11 protein-coding genes are annotated in these 12,494 nt (G+C 65.8%); 7 read left to right on the top strand and 4 right to left on the bottom strand.

Features of this window, described 5'->3' with window-relative positions:
• The first annotated feature begins 51 nt into the window (after nucleotides 1–51).
• The 7 genes from VC212_RS07780 to VC212_RS07750 all read left to right on the top strand — a co-directional run bounded on the left by VC212_RS07780 (nucleotide 52) and on the right by VC212_RS07750 (nucleotide 7,680).
• Complete coding sequence (locus VC212_RS07780) at nucleotides 52–1,113, top strand: SPOR domain-containing protein (protein ID WP_323515119.1); 1,062 nt, start codon at nucleotides 52–54, stop codon at nucleotides 1,111–1,113.
• 226 nt (nucleotides 1,114–1,339) lie between these two features.
• The gene (locus VC212_RS07775; RefSeq protein WP_115527219.1) at nucleotides 1,340–2,095 is read left to right on the top strand and encodes a CvpA family protein; all 756 of its coding nucleotides are present in this window, start codon (nucleotides 1,340–1,342) and stop codon (nucleotides 2,093–2,095) included.
• A 30-nt stretch (nucleotides 2,096–2,125) separates the two neighbouring features.
• A complete protein-coding gene (purF, locus tag VC212_RS07770; protein ID WP_055846019.1) occupies nucleotides 2,126–3,592 on the top strand; it encodes an amidophosphoribosyltransferase in 1,467 nt (488 codons plus the stop codon).
• On the top strand, nucleotides 3,567–4,172 hold the full coding sequence (locus VC212_RS07765; protein WP_323515118.1) for a hypothetical protein: 606 nt from the start codon (nucleotides 3,567–3,569) through the stop codon (nucleotides 4,170–4,172). Before purF ends, VC212_RS07765 begins: the two co-directional genes overlap by 26 nt.
• Entirely contained in the window at nucleotides 4,169–4,975 is an 807-nt protein-coding gene (locus VC212_RS07760; RefSeq protein WP_323515117.1) for a ferritin-like domain-containing protein, read from the top strand. The genes VC212_RS07765 and VC212_RS07760 overlap by 4 nt, the downstream gene beginning before the upstream one ends.
• A gap of 883 nt (nucleotides 4,976–5,858) precedes the next feature.
• Complete coding sequence (locus VC212_RS07755; RefSeq protein WP_055846011.1) at nucleotides 5,859–7,112, top strand: zinc-dependent metalloprotease; 1,254 nt, start codon at nucleotides 5,859–5,861, stop codon at nucleotides 7,110–7,112.
• Between the two features lie 148 nt (nucleotides 7,113–7,260).
• Nucleotides 7,261–7,680: a hypothetical protein gene (locus VC212_RS07750; protein WP_323515116.1), complete on the top strand. Its 420-nt coding sequence runs from the start codon at nucleotides 7,261–7,263 to the stop codon at nucleotides 7,678–7,680.
• A gap of 437 nt (nucleotides 7,681–8,117) precedes the next feature.
• On the opposite strand, the gene lpxH is transcribed toward VC212_RS07750, so the two are convergent.
• From lpxH to ppx, 4 genes are all read right to left on the bottom strand, one after another.
• Nucleotides 8,118–8,861 (bottom strand): UDP-2,3-diacylglucosamine diphosphatase, encoded by a 744-nt coding sequence (gene lpxH / locus VC212_RS07745; RefSeq protein ID WP_323515115.1) that lies wholly within the window; start codon nucleotides 8,859–8,861, stop codon nucleotides 8,118–8,120.
• 193 nt (nucleotides 8,862–9,054) lie between these two features.
• A complete protein-coding gene (locus VC212_RS07740) occupies nucleotides 9,055–9,597 on the bottom strand; it encodes a phosphatase PAP2 family protein (protein WP_055846003.1) in 543 nt (180 codons plus the stop codon).
• Nucleotides 9,578–10,714 (bottom strand): glycosyltransferase family 1 protein, encoded by a 1,137-nt coding sequence (locus tag VC212_RS07735; protein ID WP_323515114.1) that lies wholly within the window; start codon nucleotides 10,712–10,714, stop codon nucleotides 9,578–9,580. The genes VC212_RS07740 and VC212_RS07735 overlap by 20 nt, the downstream gene beginning before the upstream one ends.
• A gap of 222 nt (nucleotides 10,715–10,936) precedes the next feature.
• Nucleotides 10,937–12,463 carry an exopolyphosphatase gene (gene ppx, locus VC212_RS07730; RefSeq protein WP_115512381.1) on the bottom strand — a complete coding sequence of 509 codons (1,527 nt, stop codon included), beginning with the start codon at nucleotides 12,461–12,463 and terminating at the stop codon, nucleotides 10,937–10,939.
• Nucleotides 12,464–12,494 lie beyond the last annotated feature (31 nt).

Here is a 12,494-nt window from a genome sequence, read left to right as displayed (position 1 = left end):
CCGGCCTTATAATCGCCGCGGCACCCCGCCACGCCTGTAGCTCTTTTTACTGTGGACACTGCTCTGAAACAGCGACTGATTGGCGCCATCGTTCTGGTGGCGCTTGCCGTGATCTTCCTGCCGATGCTGGTCAAGGGCCCCGCGCCGTCCAGCGGTGTCGCCGATGTGCCGCTGGAGGCGCCTGCCGCGCCCGGCAATGGCGAGTTCGAAACCCGCGAATTGCCGCTGGTCACCCCTGGCAATGCGCCGGCGGGTGGTGCGCTGGGCATGGCTGGTGCCCCCAGCGCTCCGGCGGCGGTGCAGGACAACCCGGACGCAGCCGACCTGGCGAACCCCAGCAGCGCGCCGTCTGCTCCGGATGTGGCGGCCGGCAACTACGCGGTGAATTTTGGTGCGTATGCCACCAGCGCCGATGCCGATGCGGTGATCGCGCGGCTCAAGCAGGCGCAATTGCCCGGCTTCAGCGAGAAGACCCAGATCAATGGCCGCCCTGCCTGGCGCGTGCGCGTGGGGCCGTATGCCGATCAGGCCCAGGCCGAATCGGCCAGGCTGCAGGCAGTCAAGGTGCGCGGCGACGTCAATGCGCAGGTGGTGACGTTGGACGCCAATGCCGCCGCACCGGCGCCGGTTGCGACGCCAACGCCCGCGTCGGCCGCAAAACCCAGCAGCAGCGTGGCCGCTGCCAGCGCGCCTGCTGCGCCCAAGACCGAAAGCCTGCCGCCGGAACCGGCCAAGCCGGTCGCTGCCGCTCCCAAGCCGACCGAAGCGCCCAAACCTGCGCCCAAGCCGGAAGTCGCCAAGGTAGAACCGACCAAGCCCGAGCCTGCGAAGCCCGTTGCCGCCGCACCCACTGTGCCGGCGGCCCCTGCCGCGAGCGGCGTCGGGTTTGCCGTGCAGCTCGGCGCGTTCGGCCGCGCCGAAGACGCCAATGCCCTGCGCGACCGCGTGCGCGCTGCCGGCTTCAGTGCCTTTGTCGAACAGGTCCGTACCGACAAGGGCGCGCTCAACCGCGTGCGCGTCGGCCCGGTCGCCAACCGTGGCGATGCCGAGCAGTTGCGTGCGCAGGTCGCGGCCAAGGTCGGCATTTCCGGCATGGTGCGTCCGCATCCTTGAGATGAGCGCAACGCGTCGCGCCGCCGCCAGGCGAGCGCGGCAGCGGTGCGAATCGGTGGGAGCCACGCGTCCCGTCCACGTGTTGTAGGCACCGCAGTGGTGGATGATCAGCGCTGGCATCTTTCGGCCATACCCGCAATTTCGACAGCCTCACGCCCACGGAGGGGAAGGCAATGATCAGCAAGCCACGTTGGACCGGCCCATGCGCCGCGCGGAGACCTCGCCAATGATCGACATGGTGCTGGGCGTCATCATTCTGGTGTCGGCGCTGTTGGGCTTGCTACGCGGCTTTGTCGCCATCGTGGTCGGCACCTTGTCGTGGTTGCTGGCGGGCTGGGCCACATTTCTGTTTGGCGGCGCGGCGGCGCGTTGGCTGGCCGATGGCAAGCATCCGTCGGCCACTGAGTCGTTTGGTGGCTACGCCATGGTGTTTGTCGGTGTGCTGATCAGCGTGGCGGTGATCGGCATGGTCATTCGCGCCGGCGTGGATGCGGTCAAACTCGGCGGGACCGACCGCATGCTCGGATTCGGTCTGGGCGTGGTGCGTGGCGGGTTTCTGGCCAGCGTGTTGGTGCTGCTGATGGGGTTTACGCCGTTGCCGCGTGAGCCGGCGTGGCGGCAATCGGTGCTGTTGCCGATCCTGCAGCCCGGCGCCGGCTGGATGCGAGCGCAACTGCCGGCCTGGCGCATGCCATCGATGGACATGCCATCCATGGAACTCGGCAACTTGCCCACGGAGTTGGGGAAGTTGCCCTCGACAGGCGATAATACCGACCTGGGCAAAATGCTGTCCGGGTCCGGCTTGAGCGACACCGTGTCGCGGGCGCTCGGTAAACCTGGCAAACCCGGCAATGCCGCCAGCGACGGACGCGATCCGGCGCAGGCGATGCCGGCCAATATCGATCCGGCGCAGGTTCGCGGCGGAGAAAGCGACCCGGCTCGGGTCGAATCCCAAGGCCAGGCACGGCCACCTTCACAGTAACGGCGCAAGCCGCAGCGGAGAACGCGCACCATGTGTGGCATCGTCGGTATTGTCGGCAACCAAAACGTCGCCGGGCAACTTTATGACGGCCTGACCGTCCTGCAGCATCGTGGGCAGGACGCCGCAGGCATCGCCACCGCCGACGGCACGCGCTTGCGCGTGCAAAAAGCCAATGGCCTGGTGCGCGATGTCTTTGACGAAAAGAAGATGGCGGTGCTGGAAGGCCGCGTCGGCATCGCGCATTGCCGCTACCCGACCGCAGGCTCGGAAGGCATGGACGAGGCGCAGCCGTTCTACGTCAATTCGCCCTACGGCATCGCGCTGGCGCACAACGGCAACCTGATTAACACCGAGGCCTTGCGCCAGCAGGTGTTTGAAGCCGACCGCCGCAACATCAACACCGATTCGGACAGCGAAGTGCTGCTGAACGTGTTTGCCTACGAGCTGGACGCACAGCGCATGCTGACCCCCGAGGCGGCGATCCGCGCGGTGGCCGGCGTGCACCGTCGTTGCAAGGGTGGCTACGCGGTAGTGAGCGTGGTGCTGGGTCTGGGCCTGGTGGCGTTCCGCGACCCGCACGGCATCCGTCCGCTGGTGCTGGGCAAGCGCGAGCACGCCGAAGGTACCGAATACATCGTGTCCTCCGAATCGGCCGCGTTGGACATCCTCGGCTACCAGCGCGTGCGCGACGTGCGTCCCGGCGAGGCGATGGTGATCACCGCGCGCGGCGAGCTGTTCTCGGAAGTCTGCGCAGCCCCGACCATCAATGCGCCGTGCATCTTCGAGTACGTGTACTTCGCGCGTCCCGATTCGATGATCGACAACATCTCGGTGCACAAGGCGCGCATGCGCATGGGCCTGAAGCTGGGCGAAAAGATCCTGCGCCTGCGCCCGGATCACGACATCGACACCATCATTCCGATCCCGGACACCTCGCGCGATGTGGCGCTGGAAATGTCCAACGTGCTCGGCGTGAAGTACCGCGAAGGCTTCGTCAAGAATCGCTACGTGGGCCGGACCTTCATCATGCCGGGGCAGGGCGAACGGCAGAAATCGGTGCGTCGCAAGCTCAACCCGATCCACCTGGAATTCCGCAACCGCGTGGTGCTGCTGGTGGACGATTCCATCGTGCGCGGCACCACCAGCCGGCAGATCGTGCAGATGGCGCGCGATGCTGGTGCGCGCAAGGTGTATCTGGCCTCGGCCGCGCCGCCGGTGCGTTACCCCAATATCTACGGCATCGACATGCCGGCCGCCGAAGAACTCATCGCGCATGGCCGCAGCGAGCTGGAAATCCAGGAATTTCTCGGCTGCGACTGGCTGATCTACCAGGACCTGGAAGATCTGGAAGTGGCGGTGCGCGAAGGCAACCCGGACATCAAGCAGTTCGATTCCTCGTGCTTTAACGGCGAGTACATCACTGGCATCGAGCCGGGCTATTTCGAACGCATCCAGCAACTGCGCTCGGACGATGCCAAGAAGCGTCGCCGCGCCTGAGTTGTCACGGCGCTGCGGCCTGTTGGCCGTGGTCGCTGCCGGGGTGGCAGCGCTGCTGGCAGGCTGCGCCGCCGATGACGCTGCGGCGATCCGCACGCTGGACGACCCGCGTTTGCGCAACGGGCAGGTGCCTGTTGCGCTGAGCACCACCTTGGACATGCAATTGGATTGGCAGCAACAGGCCGCGCTGGACCCCGCATTCGCCACGCCTGCCGGCGCGCAGCGGCTGGATCTAGCCGGCGCCACGCGCGTGGGCGAGTCACTTGTTGTCGTGCGCCTGCGCGCAGCGGCAGCCGCAGGCGCGCCGCCAGCGGGTTTGGCGGAATGGACGTACGCGGTGGATTGCCGCAGCGACCAGGCGCGCTTGCTCGGGGCAGGAATCGGTGTTGGTGCGGGTGGCCCGGGCGCGCTGCCGTCATCGGTGCCAGCGCCTGCGCAGGCCGATCGCGCGCGGTTGTTCGCGCTGGTGTGTGCCAAACGTACGGCCTGCGAGTTGCGGATCAAGGCAAACGCCTGCGAGCGGGTACGTGCCGCATCGCTCGCGGCACTGGGTCAGCAACAGGTGCGGCAGGCGCCGTGATCACCGGTCTGTTCGACGCCGCACGCGCCTGCCTGGATGCTGCCGATCCGCTGCAAAAAGTCGCGTTGACGCAACAGTACGCGGCCGCATTTCGCGATGGCGAGCTGCGGTTGAATGCGGCCGCGCCAGCACCTGCGCCGATCTGCATGCCGGGCCGACCGGCCACACCGGTGCTGGTGCATCCGCGCGAGTTGCCGCGGCGTGGACTGGGGACGGTGGAAGGACGCGCGGCCTTCATCCATGCGATTGCGCATATCGAACTCAATGCGATCGACCTGGCCTGGGATGCGGTGTATCGCTTCCGCGGCCTGCCCGATGCGTTCTATGCCGACTGGGTGGCGGTGGCCGACGACGAATCCCGCCACTTCATGCTGCTGCGCGCGCGCCTGCAAGCGCATGGACACGACTACGGCGACTTTGCCGCGCACAACGGCTTGTGGGAAATGTGCGAGAAAACCGCGCATGACGGTCTGGCGCGCATGGCGCTGGTGCCGCGGGTGCTGGAAGCGCGCGGCCTGGACGTGACACCAGCGATGATCGTCAAATTGCGCTCGCTCGGTGATGCCGCCACGGCCGAGGTGCTGGAGACCATCCTGCGCGAGGAAGTGGCGCACGTCGCTGCCGGCTCGCGCTGGTACCGCTGGTATTGCGCGCAGGCCGGTATCGAACCACGGGCGCGCTTCAAGGCGTTGCTGCGCGAATACGCCGGCGGCTACCTGCATGGCCCGTTCAATCTGCAGGCACGGCTGCTTGCCGGTTTCGACGAAGACGAGCTGGCGGACCTGGTGGAGCAGGCCGGCTGAGTAAGTGGGTTGTGATGCGCATGTCATGCAGCGGTACACGCATGTTGCGTCGGGCACGGGCCGCAGAGTGGTTGACGTGCGCTTGGCTCCATCCGAGCTGCGCTGGTCGATTTCGCAATGCCCTCACCAATCGGAAGACATGCCGTGAATCCCATCGCTGCCGCCTCTGGAGCCCGTAAGCGCTGAAAACACCGCATCAGAGCCTTGTTTGATAGCTCGATTGAAAACCAGACACACCGACCATCACGACGGGTCCTTGCCCGCTCACCGTCGCGGGACCTTACGCGGCATGGATGCCGCGTAAGAGCCTCCAGGGACGGATTCACGGCGTGTCCCGCGATGGTGGGCGGGCAAGGGCCCTGCAGATAAAGTGCAGATCAAGCGCTCCGCAACCGACCCAGTCAAAGCACCCAAGCTTTCCAAGAAACCGAGAACCCCCTCGCTGTTAGAGCGGCTGACAAAACGCCGCGAGCGAGAGGTCGATGGCTGCAGAAGGCGCACCCAGAACCGGCATCCCGCATGTCCACCTGATGCAGGCCCAGCCGAACAACACCGACACCCGGCTGATCGACGCGTAGTGGTGTGCTACCGGCTCCCAGTCTGTCGATGCACCTGCGTGAACCGGCTGACCCTCGCCGCCGCGATATCCACGATGCGGCACAACGCACGCACATCGCCGACACCCCGGGCGACCGGAACTGTGCGCTACGTCGTTGCGCATGCGCGCCGGAATCGCATCCAGTCATCGGCAAGCATCACAGAAATGTAATTTTCTTTTGCAACAACTTGCATTCGGTACATTCCGGCGCGCCCTAATGACGTCCCGGGGACAGGGGCCCGGTGTTTCGCACCCGTTGCTTCCATGTCTTAGGAGAGAGAGACGATGAAGTCGAAGTCGATGTGCACCACAGTGGGTCTGATCGCCATGTGCCTGGCCGGATCGGCTGCCGCTGCCGGCAAGCCGCTGTATCAAACCGGCCCGGCACTCAGCCGCGGCGCCGCAGCAACCGCTACCGCAGAACCCTCGTTGCAACGCCTGTTGAGCGCCCCGTCCACCACCAACGCACAGGTGGTGCAGCTCGACGCCGGTGCAGTGGTTGCCGGTGAAAAACTGCTGGAACTGCAGCTGGATGGCCAGACCATCACCGCCACGCAGGCCAAGGTGGATGCGTTGGAAGGCGGCGATAGCGTGTGGTACGGCAACCTCGGCCCGCGTGCCGGCACCCGAGCACGCACCCTGTCGGGCGTGGATCCGCTGAACTCGGCCATCCTGGTGCGTAGCGGCGACACCGTCACCGGCACCATTCGCTACGCCGGCAAGCTGTATCGCCTGCGTCCGCTGGCCGATGGCCGCCACGTGCTGGTGCAGGTCGACGAGCAGCGCATGCCGCAGGAACATCCGGCCGAATACAGCCTGCTGCCCAAGTTCGACATGCCTGGCGATGGGCGCGTGACCGCGGCGGCGGCCTCATCCGGCAGCCCGGCCACCATCCGCGTGCTGGTCGTGGCCACCAACAAGGCAGTGACGGCATACGGCGGCAACATGCAGTCGCTGGTGCAACTGGCGGTGGCCGAAGCCAACCAGGGCTACATCAACAGCAATGTCGGCATCACCTTGCAGCTGGCCCGCTATGAGACCACCAGCTACACCGAAACCGGCAACTTCACCACCGACCTGCAGCGCTTCCGCGTCACCAATGACGGTTACATGGACAGCATCCACACCAGCCGCAACACCTACACGGCCGATGTGGGCGTGATCGTGCTGGACAACAGCAGCTACTGCGGCTTGGCCTCGGGCATCGGCTCCACGGCCGCCAGCGCCTTCGCATCGGTGTACTGGGATTGCGCCACCGGCTACTACAGCTTTGCGCATGAAATCGGCCATCTGCAGAGCGCCCGCCACGATTCCACCAACGACCCGAGCACCTCGCCATATGCCTACGGTCATGGCTATCGCTACGGCAACAGCTGGCGCACCATCATGGCCTACGACTGCACCAGCGGCTGCCCGCGGCTGAACTACTGGTCCAATCCCAACATCAGCTACAACGGCGTGCCCATGGGCAATGCCAGCACCGCCGACAATCAGCGCGTGCTGGTCAACACCAAAGCCACGATCGCCGGCTTCCGCTGATCTTTGCGGCGTTCGCCGATTGTTTGTGTGATTGCGATGGCCCGGCACCGACAGGTGTCGGGCCATTGCGCTACACCCGAGCGCGGTGATCGCGCAGACTAGACGCACCGTCGGCACCTGCCGGCCACGTCCCGTCAGCGGAGCACTCATGTCCATGTCCTCGCGTTATGTGCTGCTGTGCCTGGCCGCGCTGGCAGTTGCCGGATGCAAACAGCAACCGGCCGAGCCCGCCGCCACTCCACCCAAGCCCGCAGTTGCGGCGCCAGCGCCGACCACCGAAAACGCTGCCGAAGCGCGTGCGTTGCAGGTACTCGAAACGCGCTTGCAGAGCGACAAGGTGTACCCGGACAACTGCATCAGCATCATGGCCGAACAAGACGATCCGCCATCGCCGGACGTGTTTGAATTTGCCGTGCACGAACGCCACGGCGACGGCTGCCCAGGCGACCCGCAGACCAGCCCGGTGCGTGACCGCTTCCGCGTCCAGGCCGACGGCACACTGTTCTGGTACGACGTGGTCAATGCGGATTTCGTCGACTACGCCGAGCGTGCGCGCAGCATGCAGTGACGCGTTGAAGTGGTTTGGTCAGGCAGGAGTCCGCGCCCGCGTTGGGTTGCCGCCGGGCGCTGAGAATTGAGGATTCCCGTACCAAAGCGCGCTATTGCTAGCGGCGTCCGTTGTCGATGAGCGTCGCCAAGTGCGGCCCTTCAACAGCGCGATTCATCGATATGTCCGATGCCGGGTGGACTCGCTGCGACACTCGGATTGAAATGCGGAACGCGCGTGCTGCGTCGTTTTGAACGCGCTCTTCATTGGCTGGCCTTACCGAACGTCCTTGCCGGTATCCGGTGGCACGCTGTCGTGCTTGCGAAGCATGAGTCACGATTGGCCTGCGATGCGGAGGCCTGCGATGCGGATAGCAGCGGCGACGCGCGCACAACCGGTGGCGTCAGGGCTCACCGCGGCGCGATCCCTGCATGCAGGTGCAGCTGCGAGTGCCGGATCTAAAGCGGCAACTGCTCCAACGCAACGCCATCGGCATCCACCCGCAGCACCGAACCTTGCTCGTACCAGTCGCCCAGCACGATGCGCGTGCAGGTGTTGCCACCGGCTTGCAGGGTGTGGATTGCAGGGCGATGGGTATGGCCGTGGATCATGCGATCCAGCCCGTACCGCGCGAAGGTCGCTTCCACCTCGGCCGGCGACACGTCGGTGACGGTTTCGAGCTGCGCCTGGTCGCCCTGCTTGAGTTCGGCGTAGCGGGCCTGGCTGGCCGCACGCGCCTGCTGCGCGAACGCCACGCGCGCTGCCAGCGGCTGCGCCAGAAACTGCGCCTGGAACGCCGGGTCGCGCGTCTGCGTGCGGAATGCCTGGTAGGCGGTGTCGTCGGTGCACAGCAGGTCGCCGTGCATCAGCAGCGTCGTATGGCCGTAGAGATCGATCACGGTGGGGTCGGGCAGGATGCGGAAGCCCGCGCGCTGTGCGTAGGCCTCGCCCACCAGGAAATCGCGGTTGCCTGGCATGAAGAAGACCGGGACGCCGGAATCGGCCACTGCGTGCAGTGCCACCGCCACCTCGTCTGCTGCGGTGGACGGCGTGTCATCGCCGATCCAGGCTTCGAACAGATCGCCAAGGATGTAGAGCGCATCGCTACCGGGCACCTGCGTCCGCAGGAAATCCAGAAACAGCGCGGTGATCGCCGGCCGGGCCGGATCCAGATGCAGGTCGGAAATGAACAGTGTCGTCATCGCGCCATTGTACGGCGCGACCGCCGGATGGCGAGGCGCGGGAACTGCGATTGCGTGAGCGGGCGATTAGCGCATTGCAGCGGGGCATGCCTGCGCAGGCAACTCGGGCAGAGTCCGCTCTCCTGCGGAAAACGATGAGGGCATGAAGCGAGGGCACATGCGAGGACGCGCAGTGCAGTGTCGCAACACAGCGCTACCCAATCAGCGCCGGCAGCCCCCACAACGACAGGCTTGCCAGTCCCACCCCGATCGCCGTGGCGGCCAGTACGTCGCTGGGGTAATGCAGCCCGAGCACCACGCGCGACAGCGCTACGCATGCCGAAAATGGCACCAGCAACGGTGCGAGCCATGGGTAATAGGCCAGCGCCACGATGCTGAAGGACACCGCATGCAAGGTATGGCCGGACGGAAAACTGAACTCGTCCAGCGGTGCCACCCAGGCGCGGATACGCACGTCGGCCGCATACGGGCGCGGGCGGCGGGTCCAGCGTTTGAGTGCCTTGTACAGGGTCAATGCGAGCACGCCGGTAGCGGCCATGTGCGCCGATGCGCGCACGCCGTCCATGCCGTCGAGCAGCACCAGAATGCCCATCAGGCTGTACCAGAACACGCCATCGCCCAGCCGGCTGACGGTGGCGAATGCGCGGCGTACCGGGTGGCGCCGGCACCAGTGATTTGCGCGCCGGCACCAGCGCGCTTCGTGGCCGCGCAAGACCTCAAGCCGCGTTGACGACATAACGCCCCCGTGCCGCAGTGATGCCCAACAACAAGCCATCGAAGTCGGACACCACATTGTCCGGATGCAGCCTTTTCATCGCCTGCGCCGCCGCCGCACCGAGGCGTTGGCGCAGCGCGTCGTCTTGGGTGAGCGCGACGGCGGCCTGGATAAAGGCCGCATCGGTGTCGACGGCCGCCCCGGTCTGACCATTGCGCAGGTATTCGCGAGCGGCACCGTAGTCGAAGGCAACCGTCGCCACACCGCTGGCCATCGCCTCCAGGGTCACGTTGCCGAAGGTCTCGCTGCGGCTGGGAAACAGGAACAGATCGCCGCTGGCAAAATGGCGCGCCAAGGCATCGCCACGCTGCACACCGCAGAAGATGAAGTCCGGATTCTCATGCGCGATCTTTGCGCGCGCCGGGCCATCGCCGACCCACACAAAGCGCGCTTTCGGGCGGACCTGTTGCAACTTGCGAAATGCCTGCACCGCCAAGGGCAGATTTTTTTCGTTGGCGATCCGTCCCACATAGATCGCCGCAAAGCCTTCGCCTTCGATGCCCCATTCTGCGCGCAAGGCATGATCGCGACGGCCCGGATCGAACTGCTGGCTGTCCACCGCACGTGCCAGCAACTGCACGCGCTCGAAGCCGTCGTCGCGCAGCAACTGTTGTAGCTCGCGCGTCGGCACCAGCGTGGCGTCGGCCTGGTTATGAAAGCGCCGCATCCAGCGTAGCGCGGTGCCTTGCAGCCAGGCGACACCGTAGTTCGGCAGGTATTCGTCAAAGCGCGTGTGGAAGCCGGATGCGACCGGAATGCCCAGCCGGCGTGCCGCCCGCATCGCCGACCAGCCCAACGGGCCTTCCGTGGCCACGTAGATCGCATCCGGTTGCGTCGTTCGCCAATGACGGATGAGTCGCTGGGTCGCTGGCAGCCCGAATTTCAGCCCCGGGTAGCGCGGCAGTGCAGCGCCACGTACCAGCAACGCATCGGATGTGCCGGTGTCGCTGCTCTGACGTGGACGCACCACGTCCACCTGATGTCCGCGTGCGCGCAGGCCGGTTTCCAGGCCGTGGACGGTCAGCGCAACACCGTTGACCTCGGGGGGATAGGTTTCGGTAACGATCGCGTAGCGCATGCCGCTCTCCCGTTTTCGCTAGCTTCCGGCAGGGCGATGGCATTGATGTTGCGCCGACAAGACGCGGCAGTGACAGTGGAGCCGGGAATGGGGAATCGGGAATCGCAAAGGCAGCGTGCTGCATTCGTTCGGCGTAATCGCCGCCAGTCAGAAACTTCTCAGAGCCCCGTGGTCGACTATTCCCGAATCCCCATTCCCGATTCCCGCCTGAGGCCGCAGGCCTCAGGTTACAAACGGTTTGAACGCGATGCCCAGGCCGGCCATGCTTTCGACTTCGCCGATCAGATCGGCGCGCAGCAGCGGGCGCGAATCGATCCAGCTTTGCGACAGGATCAACGACAGCCGCGTGTCGTCGGCGGTGAGTTCCAGTGTCGGAATCGGGTCCGATTCGTGCGCACGGTGCAGCAGCACCGCCAGCCGCAGCAGCGCAGCCTTGCGGCGGGTGGGCAGCAGCAGTCGGTCGGGAAGCGCGTCGAAGGCGGTCTTGGGCACGTTGCGCCGATGCGTGCGCACCAGCGAGGCGACGACCTGTTGTTCCTGCCGCGAAAAACCGGCGATATCCGAATGTTCCAGGATGTAGCTGCCATGCACGTGGTACTGGCTGTGCGCGATGATCAGGCCCAGCTCGTGCAGGCGGGCGGCACGCCGCAGCACCTGCGCGTCGTCGCCATCCAGCTGCCAGGATTCGCACACCTGATCGAACAGGCGGCAGGCCGTGGCTTCCACGCGTTGCGCCTGTACCTCATCGATGCCGTAGCGCTGCACCAGCGAGGCCACCGAGCTATCGCGCGGGTCGTTTTCGCCGCCGCGGCCGAGCATGTCGTACAGGATGCCTTCGCGCATCGCCGCCTTGCTGACCATCAGCTTCTCCAGCCCCAGGGCCTGGAAGGCCGCTTCGAGCACCAGAATTCCACCGGCGATGATCGGCCGGCGTTCGGCCGCCAGGCCGGGCAACTGGATATCTTCGATGCGCTTGGCCTTGAGCAGCTCATCGCGCAGCGCCGGCAGCGCCTGCGCGGTGATCGCACCCTTGGTGAGCTTCATCGCCGCGCACATGTCGCCGATCGCCTTGTGCGTGCCGGACGAGCCAATCGCCTCATGCCAGCCCAGCGCCTTGTACTGGCCAGCAAATTGCTGAAATTCGGCGCCGATCTCGGTCAGCGCATCTTTCCATTTTTTCTTCGACAGCTTGCCGCCCGGGAAAAACCGCCGTGTACTGGCGATGCAGCCGGCCTGCAGACTCTCGCGTTCCAGCGTCTGAAACCCGCGGCCGATGATGAATTCGGTCGAGCCACCGCCGATGTCGATCACCAGCCGGCGTTGATCGGGTTTGGGCGGCTGCGCATGGGCAACGCCCAGGTAGATCAGGCGCGCTTCCTCACGCCCGCTGACCACTTCGATCGCATGCCCGAGCGCAGTTTCCGCCGGCATCAAAAACGCTTGCGGCGAACGCAGCTGACGCACCGTGTTGGTCGCCAGCGCGCGCACGCGCAGCGAGGGCACTTCACGGATGCGTTGACCGAAGCGCGCCAGACATTCGAGCGCACGTTGCCGCGCTTCGTTGGACAGGCCACCCTTGCCATCCAGGCCGTCGGCCATGCGCACGGTTTCGCGCAGGCGGTCGACGACGCGCAGCTGACCCATCAGGTAGCGCGCAATGACCATGTGGAAACTGTTGGACCCTAAGTCGATGGCGGCAAGAAAATCGCCGTCGCGCAGGGGCGGAATCGTGGGGGAGGGCGTTGGCATGGCCGCATGGTAGCCGATGGGCGGTCGGCCA

This window comes from Xanthomonas sp. WHRI 8932A (assembly GCF_035012785.1).
Lineage (GTDB): Bacteria > Pseudomonadota > Gammaproteobacteria > Xanthomonadales > Xanthomonadaceae > Xanthomonas.
This window is presented reverse-complemented; position numbering and strand designations above follow the sequence as displayed.

Bases quoted from the DNA above. Each gene is read 5' to 3' on its own strand.
- VC212_RS07775 (WP_115527219.1), top strand. From the start codon at position 1,340: ATGATCGACATGGTGCTGGGCGTCATCATTCTGGTGTCGGCGCTGTTG.
- purF (WP_055846019.1), top strand. From the start codon at position 2,126: ATGTGTGGCATCGTCGGTATTGTCGGCAACCAAAACGTCGCCGGGCAA.
- VC212_RS07765 (WP_323515118.1), top strand. From the start codon at position 3,567: ATGCCAAGAAGCGTCGCCGCGCCTGAGTTGTCACGGCGCTGCGGCCTG.
- VC212_RS07755 (WP_055846011.1), top strand. From the start codon at position 5,859: ATGAAGTCGAAGTCGATGTGCACCACAGTGGGTCTGATCGCCATGTGC.
- VC212_RS07750 (WP_323515116.1), top strand. From the start codon at position 7,261: ATGTCCATGTCCTCGCGTTATGTGCTGCTGTGCCTGGCCGCGCTGGCA.
- lpxH (WP_323515115.1), bottom strand. From the start codon at position 8,861: ATGACGACACTGTTCATTTCCGACCTGCATCTGGATCCGGCCCGGCCG.
- VC212_RS07740 (WP_055846003.1), bottom strand. From the start codon at position 9,597: ATGTCGTCAACGCGGCTTGAGGTCTTGCGCGGCCACGAAGCGCGCTGG.
- VC212_RS07735 (WP_323515114.1), bottom strand. From the start codon at position 10,714: ATGCGCTACGCGATCGTTACCGAAACCTATCCCCCCGAGGTCAACGGT.
- ppx (WP_115512381.1), bottom strand. From the start codon at position 12,463: ATGCCAACGCCCTCCCCCACGATTCCGCCCCTGCGCGACGGCGATTTT.